The organism is Bacteroidetes bacterium SB0662_bin_6, from assembly GCA_009839485.1.
Classification (GTDB): Bacteria; Bacteroidota; Rhodothermia; order Rhodothermales; family VXPQ01; genus VXPQ01.
The window spans coordinates 37,396-61,675 of sequence record VXPQ01000047.1; the positions used below are offsets into that span (position 1 = coordinate 37,396).

A 24,280-nucleotide genomic window follows, 5' to 3' on the forward strand; every position below is an offset into this window, starting at 1 on the left:
TATATGCCTCTTGATACTGCGGTATTTCTCACAATGCGTTCCGCCTTGAAGGCCATGGCGCCGATTCTGTTGGGATGCGCGGCTCTGTATGCTCTGCTCCCGACGACGGGGCTTGCCCAGACGTCGGGAACGATTCATTACCAGCGAACCGTAAAGCCGGAAATTCCCGAGGGGGTGGAACTCCCGCCAGAACTGCCCCAGGAAATCAGGGAGCAGTTACTGGCTTCGATGTCTGCGGTGGACACCACGGCCTGGGGTCTTCATTTTACGGAAAAGGCCTCGTTGATGACGCCTGCCTCCGATTCGGCGGCAATAGCCGATCGATCGGCGAGTCATTCCCGGGGCGATACGTTTGTACGTGTACGGATGAGGCGTTCGCAGGACCGTAGCGTAACGTACACCGATCTCGAGGCCTGGACGGTTACCGAGCAAAAAGATTTTCTTGGGCGCACTTTCCTGATCCGGGGGGACCGTCCCGAATATGCCTGGCGCCTCACGGGGGAGCAAAGCGAATACCTCGGTTTTGCATGCCAGAAGGCGGTTACGGAAGCGGACAGCGCCATGGTGGAAGCCTGGTTTGCTCCGGAACTTCCCGTATCGATCGGTCCCGCCTCGTTCGGAGGGCTGCCCGGCGCGATTCTGGTGTTGTCCATCGACGACGGGAATCTCACGACCTGGAACGCCACGCATGTTTCGCCCGGGATGCCTCAGGAGGCATTGATGGCGGCTCCGGAAAAAGGCAGGGAGGTTACGCAGGAGGAGTTCGCCGCTATCGTGAAGGAGAAAACGGAAGAGATGCAAAATCAGGGTGATAATGGACGCGTTGTTATTCGTCGGGTTGATCGCTGACGCGACCATACCATGCGTTGCTTGCGACCATCCTGATCTGTTTTCTTCCCGGTTATGAAATCTGATGCCGTCCCTGTTATGAAACACGCGTACATTGGTTGGCGAGCGGTGGGCCTCGGAGTAGTTGTTTGTTTGCTCCCTTTTGTGTTCCGGCCGGAAACGGCTGCGGCGCAGGCCGGCCGTTTCGAAGTCACCGGCGTGGTGGTGGATTCGACGGGTGCGGGACTTTCGGGCGCAACCGTGGTGGCGCTCACTCGCGAGGATTCGGTACTGACCCGGTTCTCGACGACCAATCGGGACGGAGCGTTTACGCTGCGGCGCGTTCCTGAAGGGGCGTATATCCTGCAGGTCACCTATGTCGGGTTTCGGACGCACCGGCAGGACATGGATCTGTCGGGCGGCGACTACGATGCGGGAACCATCGTGCTCGAATCCTCGACCGTCGAACTGGACGAACTGGTCGTCGGCGCCGAGCATATTCCCATTGTGGTCAAAATGGATACGCTCGAATACAATGCCGCTGCCTTCGCGGTGCGCCCCAATGACATGGTGGAAGACCTGCTCCGGCGATTGCCCGGCGTAGAGGTGGAGGACGATGGCACGATCCGGGCGCAAGGCGAGGAAGTGCAGAAAGTGCTGGTAGAGGACAAGGAGTTTTTCGGGGACGATCCCACCATCGCTACCAGAAATCTGCCCGCGAATGTGGTCGAAAAGGTGCAGGTATACGATAAGGCGTCGGATATGGAGGAGTTTACCGGTATCGAGGATGGAGAAGACGTCAAAACCATCAATCTGGACCTGAAGGAGGAAGCGGAGAAAGGGTATTTCGGCCATGTGACCGGAGGGTACGGGAGCGAGGAACGCTACGACGGCGACGTTTCCGTAAACCGGTTCGACCCGTCCACCCAGTTGTCTCTCATCGGGAACGTCAACAACGTCAACCGGCAGAATTTTTCGTTCGGCGATATCGCTACGCTGCTGGGAGGTCTGGAGGCCATGGGGGGGAGATTAATCCTTCAGGACGGCGGCGGTTTGTTCAATAACCGGGACGGGTTGTCCGAGACGTTTTCGGTCGGGTTGAATGCGAACAGGGATTTCGGGGCAAACACCTCGGCGCATGCCAGCTATTTTCTGTCGAACGTGGATAACCGGCAGGATCGCGTGGCGCAGCAGCAACAATTGCTTGGTCCCGTGCAGTCCTCTTTCGTCAACGAGACCGGAGGACGGACCACCGATAACCTGACCCACCGGCTGACGGTGAACGCCTTGCATGAATTTGGGGAAGGGCATGACCTGCGGCTGCGTGGCAACCTGAGGGCGGGTACTTCCTCCCTGACGAATATCTCGGAAACCGCTACGCTGGCGAGGGGAGCGAGCGTGAACGAGGCCGTGATTGATTACCGATCGGAAAGCGATAATCTGGGCGGGAACGGCTCCCTTACATGGCGCCGCCGGCTGGACGAAAAAGGCCGGAGCCTCGTCGGGGAAGTGCGGGGCAGTCTGAACGACAATGAGATGTCCGGTAATCTCCATTCGATCACGAAATTCCTCGAGGAAGGGAACGTGCTTTCGAGTGACGAGATCATGCAGTTGCAAACCCGTCCCGGGAATTCATTCAGTTCGACACAGAGGCTTTCGTACATCGAGCCGGTGGGGACAGGCGGGAGACTGGAATTTCAGGTCGAGAGCCGGCAGTTGGAGGAAGAGCGCAGGCAGTCGGTGTTCGATATGGCATCCGGTGCGTCCATCTTCAACGACCGGCTTTCTTCCGGATACGACCGCAGCTATTCCTACGTACAGGGGGGTGTTCGATATCAGGCAAGCGGAGAAAGATTCAAGGCCGGCATAGGCGCCAATCTCCAAAGATCGTCGCTGGAAGGAATGATCGCGGATGCGGTAGGCGCGGCTTCCCGTCCGCGCATAGAAAACGCCTATACGCATGTGTTGCCCCGAGCGCACTTCGACTATGATTTGGGCGAGCGTATGGATTTCTCCCTGGAGTATTCCGCGCGTGCGCGCGAGCCGTCCGTTACGGACCTGCAACCCCTTACAAACAACACGAACCCGCTGCTTGTGCGTGCGGGAAATCCTGCGCTGAAGCCGGAATATCGCCACAATATGAATCTGCGCTTTTCGTTCTACGATCCGTTCACGTTTATGAAGCTGTTTGTATTTGCCCGGAGTGAATACGTAAACAACGACATTGTACAGTCGAGAATGGTGGACGAGCGGCTCCGGCAGGTCATTACCCCGGTCAATGCGGAGGGCGCCTGGATGTTTTCCGGAAGCACCCATTTCGGCATGCCTGTTCGTCCTCTTGGCGTGGAAGTCAATGTCGCCAACAATCCGTTCTTCGAACGCAGCCTCGAATACGTCAACGAAGCCGAGAACAGAGCGCGCATTTTTCGCCATACCATCGATGTCAGCCTGAATAACAGGAATACAGACCTGTTCGACATACGGGCAGGCGCCCGGTACACGTTCAATGCGGTGAGCTATTCGCTGAATGCAGCACAGAACCAGCAGTACGTCAACCGTACGTACTACGCCGATGCAACCCTGTATCTCACCGAAAAATGGCGTGTAACCGGTTCGCTCGATTACCGGCTGTATTCCCGGGAAGTGTTTGGCGACGTGGACAGCGTACCCATTCTGGGGGCTTCCATTGCGCGGTCCGTGATGAACGAACGCGCCGATATCGAACTGGCGGGATTCGATCTGCTTGGACGGAACGAGGATGTCCGGTTTTCCAACACGAACACCTACATCCGGGAGGAGCGGATCGCTTCGCTGGGGCGCCACATTCTGCTGAAATTTTCCTACCGGCTTTCTCCGGCGTCAGGCGCCGGATTGAAGGGTAAGGGGCGCGACATACGAATAGATCTGTAGCCAGCGATCGACAGGGTCCGGCGCCTGTCCCGAAAGAAGTACGCTGGATCGAAAACGCGGGTCCGGGACGCCCCTTTCCGCAAAACATAAGGGTACGACAAACCGCAGGCTGGCGGACGAATCCGGGGCCCGATGTTTTGCTTCAAGGCGCGTCCCGGACCCACAGAACCATGTTCCAATCTCTGGATTCCTGCGCATCCCGCCGTCATGTCCCCAGATCAGGCAAATCCGTCCACTTCGGTTCGCCTTCGGGCTTGAAGTTCTGGGTCGCCACGAAATTCCATCCCTCGTGGAAATTGAGTTTGTATTTTCCGCCCCCGAAGCGTTCGAACAGATATGCCTCGGGATCCCGGAACAGGTCCATGCATTCCGCTGCCGGGAGGCGGTCCAGTCCCTTGAAGCGGACCGAGCCGCGCCAGGGTTCCTGCACCAGAATGGTGACCGTGGCGGATCCCAGGAGGCGCAGGAAAGCGGTATCCAGATCGGACATGTCCGGGTCGTCTATTCCCCGGCGCTCGAAACGCTTGCGCACGTAAGGTTCGAACAGCGGCCAAAGCCATTCCATCTTTTCACACAAATTTATTTTTAGTATTGCTATACTATCGACGATAATCGTGCATAGATACGCACATACCGCTTCTTAACCAAACGCAGGAACGCACCCCATGAACAGAATTACATTTTCCATGCTGCCGATCGCTCTGGTCGCGATGCTTATCGCGGGCTGCGGCGGCGGTGGCTCCGACGCCGGCAGTGACTCCGCGGAGGGCGGCGATACGGTTGCAGAGGAATATACGCCGGCGGGAAGTGCTGTGGTGTCGGGATCCATTCAGTTTACGGGCACGGCCCCCGAGCAACAAGAGCTAAATATCGACCGCGAGTGTATGGATATCCGCAGCGAGAGCGGCATGGCCGCTGCGCTCAGCGAAAAGGTGGTCGTGAACGACAACGGCACGTTGCGCTGGGTCTTCGTGTATGTGAAGGACGGCCTCGGAGATATGACGTTCCCGGCTTCTTCCGAACCGGTGGTGCTGGATCAGGTGGGATGCACGTATACCCCCCATGTGTTCGGCGTACAGGCCGGACAGCCCATCCTGATTCGCAACAGCGACGCCTTGCTGCACAACATTCATGCGCAGCCGAATGAGAATCGTTCGTTCAATTTCGGGATGCCTCTGGCGGGACAGGAGCGCACGGAAACGTTCCGGGTTCCCGAAATCGGGGCCCGCATCAAATGCGACGTGCATCCGTGGATGGAATCGTTCGCGGGCGTCACGGCGCATCCCTATTTCAGCACATCCGATGAGTCGGGTGCGTACTCCATAGACGGTCTGCCTGCAGGCGACTATGTCATCGAAGCCTGGCACGAAGAATACGGCGTGACGGAGCAGAGCGTGAGCGTGGCCGACGGCGAATCCGTTACGCTCGATTTTACCTTCGGCGACGGAGCAGAGGCATAAACGCCGGCAACGACACGCGTCCGGCGCAGTGAGGCGGTTTTCCTCGCTGCGCCGGGCGTATGCCGCCCCCCCTCCATTTTTCCTGACGAATAAGTCCGATCGATCATTATGGCTGATCACGCAGCCGTCCCGGAAGGCCACCACGGGGAAGACGTTCACCACGACTCCTTCTGGAGGAAATACATTTTCTCGACCGACCACAAGGTCATCGGGATTCAGTACGGCATTACGGCGCTTCTTTTTCTGCTGTTCGGGTTCTCGCTCGTGATGCTCATGCGGTGGCAACTCGCCTATCCCGGAGAACCTGTCCCGCTCATCGGCTGGCTTTTCACCGACGACACGATGCCCGGGGGGGTGATGCTCCCCGAATTCTACAACCAATTGGGCGCCATGCACGGCACCATTATGGTGTTTCTCGGTATCGTGCCGCTGGCGGTGGGGGCGTTCGGCAACTACATTGTTCCGCTGCAGATCGGTGCGCCGGACATGGCGTTCCCGAAACTCAACATGGCCAGCTACTGGGCCTTTTTCGTGGGCGGCGTGATCATGCTGGGCAGTTTCTTTGTGCCCGCCGGCGCCGCCAAGGCCGGCTGGACCTCGTATGCCCCCTTGTCTGTCATCGAGTCGATGGGGCAGACGATGTGGCTTCTCGGCATGGTTTTTCTCATCACGTCGTCTCTGCTGGGCGCCGTCAATTTTCTGACGACCATCGTGCAGCTTCGGGCCGAGGGGATGACCTTCATGCGGATGCCCTTCTTCGTGTGGGCGCAGTTTATCACGTCTTTTCTGTTGCTGCTGGCGTTTCCTCCCCTGGAGGCTGCTTCCTTTCTGATGCTGGCCGACCGCTTGCTCGACACCAGTTTCTTTATGCCGTCGGGGCTTGTCGTCAGCGGCGAGGTGGTCGATGTGGCGGGCGGAGGAAGCCCATTGCTCTGGCAGCATCTGTTCTGGTTCCTGGCTCACCCGGAGGTGTATGTGCTGGTGCTGCCGGCCATGGGGATCGTCGCGGAGATTATCGCCAACAACTCGCGAAGGCCGCTACGGGGATTCAAGGCGATGGTGTACTCCCTGATTTTCCTTGGCTTCATGTCGTTCATCGTCTGGGCGCATCACATGTTCATTACCGGAATGGGGCAGGTGATGAGCGTGTTTTTCCAGACCACCACGATGATCATTTCGATCCCGTCGGTGATTATTCTTACGGCGCTTGTCTTGTCGCTGTGGGGCGGTTCCATCCGGTTTACGACACCCATGCTCTTTGCACTGGGCTTTCTGCCCATGTTCGGCATCGGCGGGCTTACGGGGTTGCCGCTGGGACTGGCGGCCACCGATATTCCTCTGCACGATACCTATTACGTGATAGGGCACTTTCATTATGTGGTGGCGCCGGGCACTATTCTCGCGCTCATGGCCGGCATTTATTACTGGTTCCCGAAGATGACCGGGCGGACCCTGAACGACACGCTCGGCAAGATTCACTTCTGGGGCACGATCGTCAGCATGAATTTCATCTTCTTTCCCATGCTTATCCAGGGGTTAGCCGGCGTTTCGAGGCGGTTGTACGACGGAGGAGAGATTTACGCCCATGCACAGGATGTGATCGTCTACAACGAAGTGATGTCGATCGCCTCATGGGTGCTGTTCGTTTTCCAGATTCCGTTTATCGTGAATCTTCTTATCAGCCTGAAGAAGGGGAAAGCTGCCACAGACAACCACTGGGACGCCACGACCATCGAATGGTCGGCGGCCCCGTCTCCACCTGTCGGGCACGGCAACTTCCACGATTTGCCGCAGGTGTACCGGGATCCGTACGAATACAGTCACCCGGACCATGACGAAGATTACTGGCCGCAAAATGCTCCGCCTGCCGAGGCATCGGAAGATTAATGCGAGACCGGACTGCCTGCCGTATGTATGAAACCCGTTTGTGAACCCTGACCGCCATGCAAATTCCATTCACCGTTGCGCCCCGGCCTGATACGGGCGTGAACAATGCAAAGATCGGAGTGTGGCTTTTTCTCGCCTCCGAAGTCATGCTGTTCGGCGGGCTGTTCTCGGCATATATCTTCCTGCGCATCGGCGCGCCCGAATGGCCCGGCGAGATCGGGGGACATATGTACGAACGGGCTTCGGACATTCTGAACGTTCCGCTGGCCACCCTCAATACGATCATACTTATCGGGTCGAGCGTCACGATGGTGATGTCCTGGGCGTCCCTTGCGATGCAACGGTTCGACCGGTACCGGTTGTATATGGGCGCCACCATTGCGCTCGGCTTCGCCTTCCTGGTGGTAAAGGCTTTCGAGTACGGCGAAAAGTTCAGCCACGGGTACCTGCCCGCCGAGAACAATTTCCTTGCCATCTACTTCGTGCTGACCGGCCTGCACGGCCTCCACGTGATCGGCGGCATTATCGTCAACATGTACTTCATGTGGCCGGGCGCCCGCATGTGGAAGACGAACCCGAAACAATTTACGAACCGGATCGAGATCGCAGGACTTTACTGGCACTTTGTCGATCTCGTGTGGATATTCCTCTTTCCGACGATTTATCTGCTTTAACACGCCAGGCGCGCAGGCCTGGCCAACGTACAGCGCATTATGAGCGAGCATTCTGTTGAGGAAATAAAAAAGCATGTCCGCGTGTACATGCTTGTTTTTGGATCGCTGGCTGTCCTTACGGTGGTCACGGTAGTCGTGGGCTATCTTGAACTTCCCTTTGTGCCGGCGCTCATTGTCGCCTTGCTGATCGCGACCGTCAAGGCGGGGCTGGTGGCGGCCTATTTCATGCACCTCGTTTCGGAGGAGCAGGTTATCCGGTGGCTCGTCTGGTTGAGCCTCGCGTTATTGCTGGTTATGTTCCTTCTGTTCAGCGTGTATTACGTGGATCAGGGAGGCACGGAGATTTTCGGATTCTGACCATGTCGTTGAAGGCCTTCCATATCGTGTTCATCGTGGCCTCTGCGCTGTTGTCCCTGGGCTTCGGGGTATGGGCGCTTACGGACAATGGCGCGTTGTCGGCTGCGGCTGCGGGAGTTGCGTTTCTCGTGGGCGCCGCCCTGGTTGTCTACGGTGTGCGTTTTCTGAAGAAGGTGACGCGTACGGGCTATATCGCCGGAGGAAAATTATGACAGGCGCCGTTCGTCGTATCGCTGTTTCCGCCGCAGTGCTTGGCTCTGCATGGCTGGTGCTGCTTCCTTATACGGCCGCCGCTTGCGAGGTGTGCTGGGGCGCCAACGCTGTGGAAAATTCGACGACCCAAGGCATCAGCATGGCCATGCTGCTTCTGATAGGCGTAACGGGTTTCGTGGGCGGGGGCGTGAGTGCGTTTTTTATTCGCCTGCGCCGCCGGGCCCGGTTGCTTGCCCGGGGCGAGGCCGTGATGACGGAAGAGGGCGAATTGCGCCCTGTGAAGTGAGACTTCGCTCGATGTAACGATGCATATGACAGCGCACCGAATCATACCATGAATGTCCATCCATCCGCCCGGCAATTCACATGTTAAAGTGGCTTGACCTCACGAATTATCTTGGACTGCCTGAGGCGGCGTCGGCGCACAGTGCGGAAATCGACGCCATGATGGGGCTGGTGCACTGGCTGATGCTGGTGATGTTCCTCATCTGGGCGCCCTTCTTTGTATATACGTTGTACCGATTCCGGGCTTCCAGAAATCCCAAAGCCGACTACTACGGTACAAAGTCGCACTTCTCGACCTACCATGAAGTGGGCGTGATCGTTGCGGAACTGGTGCTGCTTTTCGCGTTTGCGATTCCGACCTGGGCGACGCTCCGCGCGGAGGACAACTACCCGTCCGAGGAGGAGTCCACCGTCGTACATGTGATTGCCGAGCAGTTCGCCTGGAACATCCATTATCCGGGGCCCGATGGCGTGTTCGGGCAGCGGGACGTTCATTTGGTGGACCTGCTAACCAATCCGATCGGTCTGCAACCGGACGATCCGGCCGCTGCGGACGACATCGTGACCGTCAATGAACTGCATGTGCCGGTGAACAAGCCGGTGATCGTGCACCTCACGTCCAAGGATGTGATTCACAGTTTCACGCTGACCGAAATGCGGGTCAAGCAGGACGCTATTCCCGGATTGTCCATTCCCCTTTATTTCACGCCCATCCGCACGGGCGACTGGGAAATCGCTTGTGCGCAACTCTGTGGCCTGGGCCACTATCGGATGCGCGGCTACTTCACGGTGCACACCGCGGAGGGGTATGCCGCATGGCTGGCGGAGCAGTCCGAACGGGCCGGGGTATAGCGGTCTTCTCGGGGGGCCTGTTCCGGCCCCGCACCCACTCCATGAAACGCCCGGTACCGGTCGGCGTTAGCAGAGGTATCGTTTTCCCGTACATGCCATGCATCCATGACCACACATAGAATCGTTGCGGGCGCCGTTTTTCTGTTCGCGCTCGTGCTGTACGGGCTCACTGTAGCGCCGACCGCCTCTTTCTGGGATGCCGGCGAGTTCATCGCCATCGCCAATCTGCTCGAGGTATCCCACCCCCCCGGAGCGCCGTTTTACATGCTCGTCGGGCGCCTCTTCTCCATGTTCGCGCCGACCGCGTACGTGGCTCTTTCCGTAAACTTCGTGTCCGTGCTCGCCAGCGCCGTGACGGTGCTGCTCACGCACCTGATCATCGTGCGGCTCGTGCGCGAATGGCAGGTTCAGGAAAGGGGTCAGGAGGACCCGTCCCCGGAACACCGCATTGCCGCCCTGTCCGGTGGCGTCGTAGGCGCTATCACGTTCGCCGCCACGGATTCGTTCTGGTTCAATGCCGTCGAGGCTGAAGTCTACGGTCTCTCGATGTGTTTCACGGCCCTGGTCGTCTGGCTGGTTATGAAGTGGAGTGAGGAGGCCCGCAAAGAAGAAAAGACGTTTGCCGGGAACCAACTCCCGACAGGGCGACATGCTCACCGGCACCTTGTCCTCATCTCCTATCTGGTAGGCCTTGCTATCGGCGTACATCTGCTCAATCTGCTTGCCGTATTCTTCATTGCCCTGATCGTTTATTTCACGGAAATCGAAAAACCTTCCTGGGGATCGGGGAAACGATGGCGCGGCATACTGTGGACCGGATGCGCCTCCGTAGTCATTTTCCTGGTCGTGTACCCCGGCGTGGTGCAGTATCTGCCCACCATCGCCGGACAAACCGGGAGTCCCCTTTTCTTTATGCTGTTCGTGATTGCCGCCGCAACATTCGGCGTATGGTACACGCACAAAAAAAAGTGGGCTACGGCGAATCTCGTCGCTCTGAGCCTGGCCGTCGTGCTTATCGGGTATTCGAGTTATGCGCTGATCTTCATCCGCAGCGCTGCAGATCCTCCCATCGACGAGAACGATCCGGAAACGACCGAGGCGATCGTTTCCTACCTGAAACGCGAACAATACGGCGAATTGCCGCTCCTGAAGGGGTACACGTTCGACAACCGGATCCGCAACATCGACTATGCGAACGAGAAATTCTTTCCTCGCAGATATTCGCCGGAACCGGCGCACCATCCCCATTATGCGCTGTACGATTCGGATTGGCAATTTTTCCTGAGATACCAGATCGGACACATGTATATCCGCTATTTCCTGTGGCAATTCATGGGCAGGGCAAGCGATGTGCAGGATGCGCCGCCGGCCACCGGCTTCGGGTTTATCGATGAGCGTATCGGGGCGAACGACTACCTCATGACGACTCCCTCGACAAGGGCGTCCCGGAACGTGTACTATGCGCTGCCATTGCTTCTGGGCCTGATCGGCGCCGGTTTTCACTTCAACAGGGACTGGCGTCGGGCGCTGAGCGTGCTTACGCTATTTCTCATCACGGGCATCGGCATTATCGTATATCTGAACCAGACGCCGTTGCAACCTCGCGAGCGGGACTACGCCTATGTGGCCAGCTTCTTCGCATTTTCCTTGTGGATCGGGTTGGGGGCTACCGGCATCCTGTACTCTCTGCGTGAAATGATCCATACTGCGTGGGACCAGCGAAAGGTGCGCAGCGCCATGCTCGCGCTGGGGGTGGTCCTGTTCCTTGCAGCGCCTGCCTGGATGGTACGGGAGAACTGGTTCGATCACGACCGATCCGGCAATTACATCGCGACGGATTACGCCTGGAACATGCTGAACGGTCTGGAAGAGGAAGCCATCCTCTTCACCAACGGGGACAACGATACGTTCCCCCTCTGGTATCTGCAGGAGGTTGAGGGCCAGCGGACGGATGTGCGCGTCGTCAACCTGTCGCTGCTCAATACCTCATGGTATATCCGGCAACTCAAGAACCAGTGGTCGCGGGAATCGTCGCCGCTCCCCCTCTCCATGTCCGACGACATGATCGACCAGATCAGTGTGGCAGCGTGGATTCCGCGCGACATCGAACTGCCGGTGAATACCGACCGGTTCGCACCGGAATCCGAGATATTCCTTCCGGGAATCGCCGACACCAATCTGATCATGAACCCGATGCGCTGGCGATTGGAGGGACGGCCTTACAACGACGAACACAACATCGTATATGTCGCCGATCAGGCCTCGCTGGATATCGTGGCCACGAACGCGCGGCAGGGGTGGCAGCGTCCCGTGTACTTTGCCGTGACGGTAAGCCCGGACGGCCAGCTCGATCTGCAGGATTTCTTTCACCTTGAGGGGCAGGCGTTCAAGATCGTGCCTATCCGGCACGGGGAACGTTTCGGCCGGGTCGCGCCTTCCGTAGCGCCCGGCATTCTGGGCAATTTCCGGTTCCGCAACCTGAACAACCCGAAGGTCTATTACGACGAGACCATCCGCGGTATGGCGGACAACTACCGCAACATCTTCGCGCATACCGCCCAATCGATTGCCTTCGCCGGGGAAACGCAGCAGGCAACGGCGCTGCTCGATACCCTTATGGTAAAGGTGCCGTTCGATACGATCCCGGGCGACGAGCAATCCTACCTGTTGCTGGCGCGGGCTTATTTCGAAGCCGGGGAGATCGAGAAAGCCACCGAGGTTGCAAAGGGCGCCGAACCACTGGTCCTGCGGCGCATCGAACATGGAGAGACGAACCGCGATCTGGAACTTGCCGCATCGTATGTGCAAGTACTTCGGGGCATTTATCTCCAGGCAAGCGATTATGAAGCCGCGTCGGCGCTCAACGGACGCCTTGCGGACATTCTTGGAGACTCCACGATCAGGATGTCGGCGGAAGATTACCGGCGTATGAACGAGGAATACGAACAATCGCTCGAACAGGAAACCCCTCCCGAATAAGCCCTGCAGACCGGCGGAAGCTCCGGCACGATTCTTCGTCCGAGAGTGTGAATTTTCGACGGAAGCGGGCTTTGCCTGTATATTTTTTTTCGTATATTCATTATGCGCCCGATTTTTTCCATAAACTCGGTGCAGACTCCACGAAAAACCTCGTGCCAAACAGACTGCCTGCCACCAACCGATCCCGAATTTCAGAGGCATTGTCATGAGCACGCACCGAAGCATCGTAAAATGGTTCGATGCCAAAAGAGGGTACGGCTTCATCGTGCATCCCGACGGAGAGGCGGACATTTTTGTGCATTATTCCTCGATTCAGACGGAGGAACGGTTCAAAACGTTGCGTAAGGAACAGGCTGTTACGTTCGATCTGGAGGAAGGCGACAAGGGGTTGCATGCCGTCAATGTCGTGCCCGACGAAGAACCGGAGGACTTTGGCAGTCCCTTGTCGGAAGACGATGAGGTTCCCCCGGAAACAGAGGAATATCCCGAGGAGACGTACTGAGGCGCAGTCCGGCCCCTTCCTCAAACAATCCTTCGTTTTTCGCAGGCGCTCCTGTTATGCCCTTCGCATTTTCCGACAAGGATTTTGATCGTATTGCCAGCGTGCTGGGAGTACCGGCCCGGCGCGAACCCGCATTGGTCCGCTACGAACTTCTGGACAAAGCAAGCGGTCGACGGCTCTCGCTGGAAATCACGCCCGAACTGGATCTGCCCGAGGACGTGCGGCACGATCAGGCCGCAAATCTCATTTCCGTATACGCTATCGGCTCTTTCCTGCAGCTCCAGGGATGCACAGGGTTTATCGCCAGTGAAGAACTGGGTGAAGTTCTTTTTTTCGCACGCCGTGCAGGCGCCGCCCATGGGCTCGTGATAGAACGGGAAGCGGGATGCTCCCTGTATTCCAACGTGGACGAACGCCTGCTCTCCGCCGACTTCACGCAGTTGGCCCCGGAACTCGTAATGAGCAGCGTTGCGCTCTCGATGACCGAGACGCTCTTCGACGACCTCCGTTGATGCGCGGGGATAAAACCCATCCGGAAGGCGATTTTACGGTCGCGTTGCAGCATCCTTCCTGCAAGCTTCCGGCAGATCGTTGTCGCCGGGTACTGACGCATGTACTGTCTGCCGAGGGTGTAACGGCCCGGCACCTTGTGCTGGTGGTGGCCGGCCGCGAGACAGTACAGGATCTGCACCGGCGCTACCGGGCATGCGATGAGCCTACAGACGTACTGGCCTTCGATTATCATCCCGAAGAAGAGAAAGCAGGGAAACGGGTCGTGGATGGGGAAATCTATATTGATTTCGATACGGCGCGTGAACGTTGTCGCGAATTCGGGGTGGACGCAGAGGAGGAAGCCATGCGCTATGCCATCCATGGCCTCTTGCACCTGATCGGTTATCTCGACAAAACCCCGGCGGAGAAAGCAAAAATGCATGCGCTCGAAGACCGTTACCTGCACGCAACAAGACATTCGTCGTCATGATTGGCGGGAATCTTCTGTTTTACCGTCGTATCCGTTGATAATTTCGTGCCGATTCCGTAATACGAAGAGGGGCGCATCTGCGCTGCATCATAAGGTTGTTCGACCTAAAGAGGTATCCTAATGCAAACACAGATTACGGCTCGTCATTTCGATGCTCCTTCCACGCTCAGAGAATATGCCGAAACCCGACTGGCGAAACTCGAACGGGTGTATGACGGCATTACGGAAGCGCGCATCGTATTATCGGAGAATGGGCATCCGGACAAGATCAAAACCGCTGAAATGATTGTGCATGTGTACCATCAGACACTCACGGCTGCGAGCGACGGCGCCACCCATGAGGAGGCGGTCGACGAATGCGCGAAGATACTTCGCCGCCGGCTCAAGAAATACAAGGCGCGGCTGCGCTCCACAAATCGGAACTACCAGAAGTAGATTATGCATACGTCCATGACTCTGCCCGAGCGCATCGAGGCGAACCGCGATCTGGCCTTCGATCTGCTTCGCATCTATCTCGGGGTCGGGCTCTTTGTCCGCGGCCTGTTTTTTTTGATTCGCCCGGACGCCTTTACCGCGCTCGTAGCGGGAAGCGAGGCGTCCCTGCTTGCATCGTCCGGTGTGATGTATATCGTGGTGTGCGCGCACCTTCTGGGAGGCGCCATGATTACGGTCGGTCTGTTTACGCGTCTGGCTGTGCTGCTGCAAGTACCTATTCTATTGGGCGCCGTCTTTCTCGTCCATCTCAGGGGCGGCGTATTCACGGCAGGACAGTCGCTGGAATTCTCGGCGCTCGTACTGTTTCTGCTGATCCCGATTTTTCTGCACGGATCCGGCCGGTGGTCCGTCGATGCATCATGGAGTACGCGGCGATTCGTCCCGTTCCGTTCGATTGGCGAACAATTCGAGCGCCTCGGAAACATCGCGTTCGAACTACTGAGAATCTATCTTGGGATCGGACTCTTTGCGCGAGGAGTCCTGTTTATCTCGAACTCTTCCGCGTTCATCGATCTGCTCGGTCCCTCCTCGTCGGCCTGGCTTACCTCCGTGGTGCTGATCCACTATGTCGCGCTGTCCCATCTCGTCGGCGGAGTCATGATCGCCGTCGGCCTTTTCACGCGCGTGGCTGCGCTGGTCCAGTTACCGATTCTCATCGGGGCCGTTTTCGTCGTGCATATGCAGAGCGGGTTCCTCGCTGCCACGCAGTCGCTGGAGTTCTCGGCGCTCGTCCTGTTCCTGCTGATCCTGCTCGTGCTGTGGGGATCCGGAAGATTATCGGTAGACAAGTACATCGTGGAACGGCCTGCAGATGCAGAGCACTACCGTCATGCACAGGCGCTGGACAAAGAGGCTACCGAGGCGGAACCCCTCCTGCCTTCAGAATATTCCCCACCGCCCGCCGCTGCCTGTTCCTGCGGACATGGCAGGGATCATCCGCGCGTTTCGCCCCATGTCCGCTACGGCATGTTCAGCGCGGTGTTCTTTCTGGCCGGCGCTACGGGCCCACCCAAGGAGATCGTGTTTCGATGCGGGAATTGCGGGGAGGTCGTGACCCGATCACGAGAACCGGAGGTGTTGCGGCGGCATCGGTATCAGCGGTAGGGGGTTGCAAATCCTGAGTACGCGCGCATGGCCCTGAAGAAGTCTCAACTTTATTCCTCGCTCTGGCAAAGCTGCGACGAGTTGCGCGGCGGTATGGACGCTTCGCAGTACAAGGACTATGTCCTGACGCTGCTGTTCATGAAGTACGTCTCAGACAAGCCCGACACGCTCATCGAAGTGCCCGACGGCGGCGGCTTCGCCGACATGGCGAGACTCAAAGGCGACAAGGAAATCGGGGATAAGATCAACAAGATCATAGGAAAGCTCGCCGAGGAAAATGCCCTCAAGGGTGTCATTGACCAAGCCGATTTCAACGACGAAAGCAAACTCGGCAAGGGCAAGGAGATGCAGGACCGGCTCTCGAAACTGGTCGCCATATTCGAGGATCTCGATTTTCGCACCAATCGCGCCGGGGGTGACGACCTTTTGGGCGACGCGTACGAGTATCTGATGATGCACTTCGCCACCGAGTCCGGCAAAAGTAAAGGGCAGTTCTATACGCCTGCCGAAGTCTCGCGCATTATGGCGAAGGTCATTGGTATTGAGCGCGCTGGCGAACTGAGGGAACCCACTGTCTACGACCCCACGTGTGGCTCAGGCTCGCTCTTGATCAAGGCGTATGACGAAGCCGCCACGCCGAAACTTGCCATCTACGGTCAGGAGATGGACAATGCTACCTGGGCGCTGGCGCGGATGAACATGGTTCTGCACGGTCATCCGACTGCCGAGTTGTGGAATGGAAACACTTTGGCTGCTCCATACTTCACGAATCGGAACGATGGCCTCAAGACATTCGATTTTGCTGTCGCTAATCCGCCCTTCTCCGCCAAAGCTTGGACGAACGGGCTCGATCCGGACCACGACCAATTCAGGCGCTTCGAATACGGCATTCCCCCACCAAAAAACGGGGACTACGCTTTCCTTCTGCATCTCATCGCATCGCTCAATAACAAGGGCAAGGGCGCGATCATTCTGCCTCATGGCGTATTGTTTCGCGGGAACAAGGAGGCCGATATTCGCAAAAAGCTGATCCTGCACCGCTTCATCAAGGGCGTCATCGGTTTGCCCGCCAACCTGTTTTACGGTACCGGCATACCCGCTTGCATTCTGATTATCGACAAGGAGCATGCCCGTGCCCGCGCCGGCATTTTCATGATTGACGCAAGCAAGGGCTTTCTCAAGGACGGTAACAAGAACCGCCTGCGCGCGCAGGACATCTACAAGATTGTGGATGTGTTCAACAAGCAGGAAGAATTGCCCGGCTATGCCCGTATGGTTCCGGTATCGGAGATTGCCGACCCGACCAACGACTTCAATCTCAATATCCCGCGCTATATCGACTCCAGTGAGCCTGAGGACCTGCACGATCTCAATGCTCACTTGAAAGGCGGCATTCCCGATCGCGATATCGATGCGCTTGAAGAATATTGGAGTGTTTTCCCCTCGCTGCGTCAGGCATTATTTGCGGGCAACGGTCGGTTGGGCTACAGCGATGCCCGAATCGAGGCAAGGCAAGTAAAAAACACGATCCTCGACCACAACGAATTCAAGAACTACAGCGAGAAGATTACGGCTGTCTTCGACGTTTGGCGCGAGACGCACGAACCGCTCCTGAAGGGACTTGCACTGGGAGCCAAGCCTAAGGATGTCATCCGTACCCTGTCGAAAGACCTGCTGGCGCGTTTCATCGATCTGCCGCTGCTCGATCAGTACGATGTCTACCAGCGGTTGATGAACTACTGGGACGAGATCATGCAGGACGATGTGTATCTGATCGTAGCAGATGGTTGGGCCGATGCCGTCAGGCCGCGCGGGATCATTGAGGACAAGGAAAAGAAAATCAAGGAGACGCCGGATCTGACTGTCAAGCGCAAGAAATACAAGATGGATCTGGTTCCTCCGGAATTGATCGTCGCGCGTTACTTTGCCGATGAGCAGACTGAGATCGAGGGGCTACAGGCCATGCAGGAGGCTGCGGCTCGCGAACTGGAGGAATTTGTCGAAGAACACTCAGGGGAGGAAGGCTTGCTGGCAGAGGTGCTTAACGACAAGGGCAAGGTCACTAAAACTGCGGTGGCAGCAAGGCTCAAGGCCATGCGGAACGAGCCGGAGAGTAATGAGGAACAGCTCATACTCATGCGCTGCCTGACATTGATCGAAGCCGAGTCGAAGGCGGGGAAAGCCGTTAAGGACCATCAGAGTGTGCTGAACGAGTGGGTGCTGGCCCGCTATGCCTCGCTTACCGAAACCGCAATCAAGTTGCTGGTCGTAGAGGATAAATGGTTTGCAGGCATCCGGGCTGCTATCGAGAGCGAGGTCGAACGGCTCACACAACGGCTCGCCGGTCGGGTTAAGGAATTGGAGGAACGCTATACTCAGACGCTGCCGGAGTTGGAGCAGGAGGTGGAGGCATTCGGTATGAAAGTCGAGGGGCACTTGAGGCGGATGGGGTTGAAGTGGAAATGAACAGGCTATTACAAGTAGCTTGAAAAGCCGATAAGAAAGAATCTATGGGTGCCTTACAGAATTTCAACAAAGAGTGGTGCAAAACGACACTGGGTAAAGTGTCTACAATTAAAAATGGAGCTACCCCGAATACGCAAATCCCAAGATTCTGGAACGGAACGATCCCTTGGTGCACGCCAACGGATATAACACGTACGCCAGGAAAGTATCTGACCGTTACAGAACGGTATATCACCGAAGCCGGCTTGCAAAGTTGCGGTGCAAGTCTCTTGCCTCGTGGCTCCATACTGTTATGTAGTCGCGCCACGATCGGTGAGGTGAAAATCGCCGCAAGCGAGATATGCACGAATCAGGGTTTTAAGTCACTCGTAGTACCAACAGGTACCTCGAATGAATTTCTCTATTATCTCCTATCTACCCTGAAGTCACAAATGTTGGGGCGTGCGGCTGGTTCCACATTCCTTGAAATTGGGAAACGGGACCTCGAGTCAATCGCGATCTCAATGCCCAGAGAAGATGAGCAACGCGCCATCGCCGAGGCGTTATCGGATGTGGATGGGTTGCTTGCGGCGTTGGAGGCGTTGATCGCCAAGAAGCGGGCCATTAAGCAGGCCGTCATGCAGCAACTCCTCACTGGGAAGAGCCGCCTGCCGGGGTTTAGTGGGGAGTGGGAGAGGAAGCAGCTCGGAAGTGCCTTAACAGTTAGGCATGGACGAAGCCAACGGTATATAACCGGTCCTGACGGCAAATATCCGATTCTCGCAAGTGGAGGCGAGATAGGTCGTACGGATGTGTCCCTGTACGACAAGCCGTCCGTACTGATTGGGCGAAAGGGTACAATCGACGATCCGCAGTACGTATCCTCACCATTCTGGACAGTTGACACCTTATTCTACACGGAAATCGCCGATGGGATGTCTGTCAAGTTTCTCTATTACAAGTTTTGCATGATTCCTTGGCGAAGTTATAACGAGGCGTCTGGAGTCCCTAGTCTAAATTCTCGTACTATCGAGAATATCGAAGTCAACTTGCCGAAATCGGACGAGCAACACGCCATTGCTGCTGTTCTTTCTGACATGGATGCCGAGATCACTGCACTGGAAGGACGCAGGGATAAGACCCATGCTTTCAAGCAAGGCATGATGCAGCAGCTTCTAACGGGCCGGGTGCGGCTGGTCCAACCAACATACACTACGGAGGACATTGTATGCTGAATATCTTCGCCAAGTGTCTCTTGGTATCAACATCTCTTTCACCCGTGCTCATTGCGGTAGCTATAAATCAGTTCGAGCACGGGGAACCATGTACGACCTGGATATGGTGGCTTGTAGCGGCTTTTGTTCTCGCGTTACTCTGCTGGGCTCTTTTGAGATATGCTGAGAGAAAAGTACAAGAATGTTTGCTCTTTATCAAGGAGTTTGAACGCAAAGATCAGGAAGTGCTCACATTTCTTTTTATCTATCTTCTGCCTTTCCTTCGATCAGAACAATCAATATTTGCTACTGGCTGGCTCACAAGTGGGTACATTTTGGCGATTATTATCCTTGCCATCGCATATGCCGACGCCTTTCATTTCAATCCTGTGATGCGTATATTATTTCGCTATCGTTTTTATGCTATAAAGAACGATCATGGAATATCCAATCTTCTGATTAGCAAAACAGATCTTCAACAGTCTGGCCAAAAAATAAAAACTGTTAGGCTCGCACGGAACGTACACTTACATACAGGCAACACACATGCTTGAAAATTTACATCTTGCGGCTATTGTAAAAAAGACCGGAACAATTCGCCTCCTGCGAATTCCACTGCACCAAAGGTTACAGGGCAAGCTCGCGGAGAGTTGGCATGAACAGTACACTACCTTCACGGGTGATGTTCAGGAGATCGATTTCGATGCTGGTTACAAACCTGAACAACATGAGCGTTTCCGAATACAGGATTATGAACTTCCCGAATGGTTGGTAGGGAAAGACAGTCTCTCGGTGCCGTATCTTGACACCATAAATAACAACGATGTGGTTCTTGATGCCATCCAGGGAATCATTGCGTTCGCCCGAGATAGCCAAGGTGCGGAATTGATGCTGTTCCAGAACTTCAGTCGCTCTCATGTGATCAAGCCTGGATACATCCTGCTTCTTGAAAAGGATACCTATACAACTATGAAGAAACCTGCCTTGACTCTTGATACAAAATTGAGCGCTGTTTACCTGGCAGCTGATAAAAAATTGCTCTTTCACAGTTTTCGGACGGTCAACACGTTCCTACCTCTCACGGATTTCTACGAAGAGGCATCCGAGCGTGAGATTCGGAGCATCCTACAACACGAGCGTCTGTATCCAGAGGATGCAGATGCCCTTGCTACTGGTGCTAATCAATGGTCCCGTAAGCGTTTTGCTATGCTACGGGATTCAAGGGTTCTTGATGAATACACTGCGCAACAGATTGCTGATCAGTCTAAGGGGTACGCAGTCAATATTCGTCTGAAAGGCGACCAGATTGTCTTTCCGGCTGATCGGGCTGAAGCTAAACGTCTTCTCCAGTTCCTCAATGAAGAGTTGTTTCGAGGCGCCATCACGGAAACCCTCTACGAGACCAATTCGAAGCGAGAGGCCGACTAAAATTGCACTTATCCATTACAATGCCCTCGCGCGACATCAGATACTATATCCCCCTCCGTATCTTTATCAGCAGCGTACAGAAGGAGTTCGCAGGCGAACGGGAGATGCTTGCCGACTATTTGTGCAATGATCCGTTGATCCGGCGCTGTGTGGCGGCCAGCTTACGGGAACCGGAGTTTGTTGCCAGCGGGGGCTTCGTGACAACGATTCGGCGACCGGATTATGCGACGCAACTGGCAAGGGTCCAAGCCGGGGTCCAGGAAGGGGTGCAAGCAGGTGGGCAGCCAGAGTTGCAGCCAGACCGGGAGGAAGCCAGGAGAAAAACTAGGGGGAAAACTAGGAGGAAAACTAGGGAGAAAATTCTGGCCCTGATTGCAGCTGATTCTTCAATTACTATAAAAGAACTGGCGAACCGACTCGAAATCACGCCCAAGGGAATCGAATGGCAGATTCGTGAGATGAAACGAATGGGTATCTTTGAGCGGATCGGGCCCGCCAGAGGCGGTTATTGGAAAATAATGGAAACGGACAATGAGTAAGGTCGGCGAACGAGAACGGCTCACACAGCAGCGAGTAATCGAGTTCTTTCTGGACGCGCTGGGCTATGCCTATCTCGGTAACTGGGAAGACCGTGCTCACAACCGGAACATTGAGGATGAACTGCTCGCCGACTGGCTGAAGAAGCGGGGCCACAGTGACAAGATTGCCGACAAGGCGCACTCCGAATTGAGCAAAGCGGTAGCGCTCGGCGGTAGTAAAACGCTGTACGACGCCAATCGCGAGGTCTACGGCCTACTCCGCTACGGTGTAAAGGTGCAACCGGGTGTGGGCGAGCGGAACGTTACGGTCTGGCTGATCGACTGGGAGAACCCTGCCAACAACCACTTCGCCATCGCCGAGGAAGTAACCGTCACCCACAGGGGTACCAAGCGGCCGGACCTCGTGCTGTATGTCAACGGCATTGCCTTGGGTGTACTCGAGTTGAAGCGTTCGATCGTGTCGGTGACCAAGGGTATTCGCCAGAATCTCGACAACCAGAAAAAAGAATTCATCCAGCCGTTTTTCGCCACCATGCAGCTCGTGATGGCGGGCAACGAAACCGAGGGGCTGCGCTACGGCGTGATCGAAACGCCGGAGAAGTACTGGTTGCGCTGGAAAGAGGCCAATGCCCACCCGGATGCCGGAGACAATCCGTTGCTCCGGGAATTGAGCCAACTCTGCGACAAGGAGCGATTCCTTGAGATCATGCATGATTTTATGGTCTTTGATGCGGGCGTAAAGAAGGTCTGCCGCCACAACCAGTGCTTTGGCGTGCGAGCAGCGCAGACCCGCGTGAAGCGCCGGGAGGGCGGCATCATCTGGCACACCCAGGGCAGCGGCAAGAGTCTGACCATGGTCTGGCTGGCCAAGTGGATTCGCGAGAACGTCACCGACCCCCGGGTATTGATCATCACCGATCGCACCGAACTCGACGAACAGATTGAGAAAGTCTTCAAAGGGGTCAGTGAGGACATCCACCGCACAAGCAGCGGCGCCGATCTGGTGCGCGTACTAAATACCAATGACGAATGGCTGATGGGCTCGCTGATTCAGAAGTTCGGTACATCGGAGGAAGGCGACGTAGACACATTCATCGAAGAAATACAGAGCCAGTTGCCCAAGGACTTCCACCCCAAGGGCAATATCTTCGTCTTTGTAGACGAGTGCCATCGCACCCAGTCCGGCAAGTTGCACAATGCAATGAAGGAGTTGCTTCCGGGCGCCATGCTGATCGGCTTCACAGGGACGCCGCTGCTCAAAAACGACAAGCGGCGAAGCATCGAGACCTTCGGGCCGTACATCCACACCTACAAGTACGACGAAGCGGTCAGCGACGGCGTGGTGCTGGACCTCCGGTACGAAGCGCGCGATATCGACCAGAATATCACGTCGCAGGCAAAGATCGACCAGTGGTTCGAAGCAAAAACGCGGGGACTGACCGATTTGGCGAGAGCGCAACTTAAGAAGCGTTGGGGTACGATGCGGAGCGTGTTGAGTGCACAGGATCGCTTGGAGAAGATCGTAGCCGACATCCTGCTCGACATGGAGACGGAAGACCGGCTGAAAAGCGGTCACGGCAATGCGATGCTCGTTTCCAGCAGCATCTACTCCGCTTGCCGCTTCTTCGAAATGTTTCAGCAGCGTGGTCTGGCGGGCAAGTGTGCTATCGTCACTTCCTACAAACCGGCCCCGGCCGACATCAAGGGCGAGGAAACGGGCGAGGGACTCACCGAAAAGCTGCGCCAGTACGAAATCTACCGCAAGATGCTCGCGGCGTATTTCAACGAGCCGGAAGACAAGGCGATGAAAAAGGTCGGGCAGTTTGAAAAGGAGGTAAAGAAGCGTTTCGTTGACGAACCGGGTCAAATGAAACTGCTGATTGTGGTGGACAAGTTACTCACAGGCTTCGACGCTCCGCCTGCAACGTACCTTTACATCGACAAGCAGATGCAGGATCACGGCTTGTTCCAGGCGATTTGCCGGGTCAACCGTCTCGACGGCGAGGACAAGGAATACGGCTACATCATCGACTACAAGGACTTGTTTCGCTCGCTGGAAAAATCCGTCAAGGACTATACCGGCGAGGCGTTCGACGGCTACGACGCCGCCGACGTAGAAGGTCTGTTGCAGGACCGCCTGGAGCAAGGCCGGAAGCGTCTTGACGAAACGCGCGAGGCCATCAAGGCGCTCTGCGAACCGGTTGCGCCGCCATGCGATACCCCGGCGTATCTGCATTACTTCTGCGCCCGCGATAGCGGCGACGCCGCGCAACTTAAAGGCAACGAACCGAAGCGGTTGTCTCTTTACAAACAAACGGCGGCATTTCTCCGGGCCTACGCCAATCTGGCCAACGAGATGCGCGACGCCGGCTATTCCGAGGCCGAGGCGCAAGAGATCAAAGAAGAGGTAAACCATTACGAGAAAGTACGTCAGGAGGTCAAACTGGCCAGCGGCGACTACATCGACCTGAAGGTCTACGAGCCCGCCATGCGACACCTGCTTGACACATACATCCGGGCGGAAGAAAGCGAGACGCTTTCAACGTTCGACGACAAGACGCTCGTCCAATTGATCGTCGAGCGCGGAGAGGAAGCGGTCGATGAGTTGCCCGGAAGCATCCGGGGGAATCGCGAAGCGATCGCCGAGACGATCGAAAACAATGTCCGACGGTTGATCATCGATGAAATGGCGGTCAATCCCAGATACTACGAGAAGATGTCGGAACTGCTGGACAACCTGATCCGGCAGCGTAAGCAGGAAGCCATCGACTACAAGGAGTATCTCAAGCGAATTGTCGATATGGCGAAGGATGTCAGCAAGCCGGAGAACCGGACTTCGTATCCCCCCGGTATCAATACGTCTTCATTGAGAGCTCTGTACGATAACTTGGCTAATAACCAATCCGGAGGAGGATATGCAGCGGTACACGAGCCATCTTCATCCGTTAGAAAGGAAACCGCGATTGCTCTGGACAGCGCGATCCGCGACGTTAAAAAGGCCGACTGGCGGGGAAACGTAATGAAAGAACGAGAAGTCCGGCACGCCATCAGGTCGGCGCTCAACGGCAACGACGCTCTCGTAGACCACATATTCGAACTCGTAAAGAATCAGCCGGATTACTGAGG

Annotated in this window: 21 protein-coding genes; 20 read left to right on the forward strand and 1 reads right to left on the reverse strand. The window is 56.2% G+C overall.

The annotated features are described in order from the left end of the window. The first annotated feature begins 3 nt into the window (after nucleotides 1–3). The gene (locus tag F4Y00_09325; protein ID MYE05154.1) at nucleotides 4–849 is read left to right on the forward strand and encodes a GLPGLI family protein; all 846 of its coding nucleotides are present in this window, start codon (nucleotides 4–6) and stop codon (nucleotides 847–849) included. 54 nt (nucleotides 850–903) lie between these two features. Continuing rightward, nucleotides 904–3,738: a TonB-dependent receptor gene (locus F4Y00_09330; GenBank protein MYE05155.1), complete on the forward strand. Its 2,835-nt coding sequence runs from the start codon at nucleotides 904–906 to the stop codon at nucleotides 3,736–3,738. A 205-nt stretch (nucleotides 3,739–3,943) separates the two neighbouring features. On the opposite strand, the gene F4Y00_09335 is transcribed toward F4Y00_09330, so the two are convergent. Further along, the gene (locus tag F4Y00_09335; protein MYE05156.1) at nucleotides 3,944–4,303 is read right to left on the reverse strand and encodes a hypothetical protein; all 360 of its coding nucleotides are present in this window, start codon (nucleotides 4,301–4,303) and stop codon (nucleotides 3,944–3,946) included. A gap of 100 nt (nucleotides 4,304–4,403) precedes the next feature. Between F4Y00_09335 and F4Y00_09340 the strand changes: the two genes are divergently transcribed. The 18 genes from F4Y00_09340 (at nucleotide 4,404) to F4Y00_09425 (ending at nucleotide 24,278) form a co-directional block, all read left to right on the forward strand. Next, nucleotides 4,404–5,198 (forward strand): hypothetical protein, encoded by a 795-nt coding sequence (locus F4Y00_09340; protein ID MYE05157.1) that lies wholly within the window; start codon nucleotides 4,404–4,406, stop codon nucleotides 5,196–5,198. A gap of 108 nt (nucleotides 5,199–5,306) precedes the next feature. After that, entirely contained in the window at nucleotides 5,307–7,085 is a 1,779-nt protein-coding gene (locus F4Y00_09345) for a cytochrome C oxidase subunit I (GenBank protein MYE05158.1), read from the forward strand. A 56-nt stretch (nucleotides 7,086–7,141) separates the two neighbouring features. Then, on the forward strand, nucleotides 7,142–7,759 hold the full coding sequence (locus tag F4Y00_09350; GenBank protein MYE05159.1) for a heme-copper oxidase subunit III: 618 nt from the start codon (nucleotides 7,142–7,144) through the stop codon (nucleotides 7,757–7,759). 39 nt (nucleotides 7,760–7,798) lie between these two features. After that, nucleotides 7,799–8,116, forward strand: coding sequence for a cytochrome-c oxidase (locus tag F4Y00_09355; GenBank protein ID MYE05160.1), 318 nt, complete (start codon nucleotides 7,799–7,801; stop codon nucleotides 8,114–8,116). A gap of 2 nt (nucleotides 8,117–8,118) precedes the next feature. Further along, complete coding sequence (locus F4Y00_09360; protein ID MYE05161.1) at nucleotides 8,119–8,328, forward strand: hypothetical protein; 210 nt, start codon at nucleotides 8,119–8,121, stop codon at nucleotides 8,326–8,328. Further along, nucleotides 8,325–8,615, forward strand: a complete 291-nt coding sequence (locus F4Y00_09365) for a hypothetical protein (GenBank protein MYE05162.1) — start codon at nucleotides 8,325–8,327, stop codon at nucleotides 8,613–8,615. The genes F4Y00_09360 and F4Y00_09365 overlap by 4 nt, the downstream gene beginning before the upstream one ends. A gap of 80 nt (nucleotides 8,616–8,695) precedes the next feature. Then, nucleotides 8,696–9,466, forward strand: coding sequence for a cytochrome c oxidase subunit II (locus F4Y00_09370; protein ID MYE05163.1), 771 nt, complete (start codon nucleotides 8,696–8,698; stop codon nucleotides 9,464–9,466). A gap of 105 nt (nucleotides 9,467–9,571) precedes the next feature. Beyond that, nucleotides 9,572–12,445: a DUF2723 domain-containing protein gene (locus tag F4Y00_09375; protein MYE05164.1), complete on the forward strand. Its 2,874-nt coding sequence runs from the start codon at nucleotides 9,572–9,574 to the stop codon at nucleotides 12,443–12,445. Between the two features lie 205 nt (nucleotides 12,446–12,650). Continuing rightward, nucleotides 12,651–12,947 (forward strand): cold-shock protein, encoded by a 297-nt coding sequence (locus F4Y00_09380; protein ID MYE05165.1) that lies wholly within the window; start codon nucleotides 12,651–12,653, stop codon nucleotides 12,945–12,947. Nucleotides 12,948–13,003: 56 nt separating this feature from the next. Then, entirely contained in the window at nucleotides 13,004–13,459 is a 456-nt protein-coding gene (locus F4Y00_09385) for a hypothetical protein (GenBank protein ID MYE05166.1), read from the forward strand. Then, nucleotides 13,333–13,929: an rRNA maturation RNase YbeY gene (ybeY, locus tag F4Y00_09390; GenBank protein MYE05167.1), complete on the forward strand. Its 597-nt coding sequence runs from the start codon at nucleotides 13,333–13,335 to the stop codon at nucleotides 13,927–13,929. Before F4Y00_09385 ends, ybeY begins: the two co-directional genes overlap by 127 nt. A 120-nt stretch (nucleotides 13,930–14,049) precedes the next feature. Further along, on the forward strand, nucleotides 14,050–14,364 hold the full coding sequence (raiA, locus tag F4Y00_09395) for a ribosome-associated translation inhibitor RaiA (protein MYE05168.1): 315 nt from the start codon (nucleotides 14,050–14,052) through the stop codon (nucleotides 14,362–14,364). Nucleotides 14,365–14,367: 3 nt separating this feature from the next. After that, entirely contained in the window at nucleotides 14,368–15,528 is a 1,161-nt protein-coding gene (locus F4Y00_09400; GenBank protein MYE05169.1) for a DoxX family membrane protein, read from the forward strand. A 27-nt stretch (nucleotides 15,529–15,555) separates the two neighbouring features. Next, nucleotides 15,556–17,994 carry an SAM-dependent DNA methyltransferase gene (locus F4Y00_09405; GenBank protein MYE05170.1) on the forward strand — a complete coding sequence of 813 codons (2,439 nt, stop codon included), beginning with the start codon at nucleotides 15,556–15,558 and terminating at the stop codon, nucleotides 17,992–17,994. Between the two features lie 44 nt (nucleotides 17,995–18,038). After that, nucleotides 18,039–19,208 carry a restriction endonuclease subunit S gene (locus tag F4Y00_09410; protein ID MYE05171.1) on the forward strand — a complete coding sequence of 390 codons (1,170 nt, stop codon included), beginning with the start codon at nucleotides 18,039–18,041 and terminating at the stop codon, nucleotides 19,206–19,208. A gap of 525 nt (nucleotides 19,209–19,733) precedes the next feature. Beyond that, entirely contained in the window at nucleotides 19,734–20,615 is an 882-nt protein-coding gene (locus F4Y00_09415; GenBank protein MYE05172.1) for a hypothetical protein, read from the forward strand. A 20-nt stretch (nucleotides 20,616–20,635) separates the two neighbouring features. Continuing rightward, the gene (locus F4Y00_09420) at nucleotides 20,636–21,154 is read left to right on the forward strand and encodes a winged helix-turn-helix transcriptional regulator (GenBank protein ID MYE05173.1); all 519 of its coding nucleotides are present in this window, start codon (nucleotides 20,636–20,638) and stop codon (nucleotides 21,152–21,154) included. Continuing rightward, nucleotides 21,147–24,278 carry a type I restriction endonuclease subunit R gene (locus F4Y00_09425; protein ID MYE05174.1) on the forward strand — a complete coding sequence of 1,044 codons (3,132 nt, stop codon included), beginning with the start codon at nucleotides 21,147–21,149 and terminating at the stop codon, nucleotides 24,276–24,278. Before F4Y00_09420 ends, F4Y00_09425 begins: the two co-directional genes overlap by 8 nt. The last annotated feature ends 2 nt before the right edge of the window (nucleotides 24,279–24,280 follow it).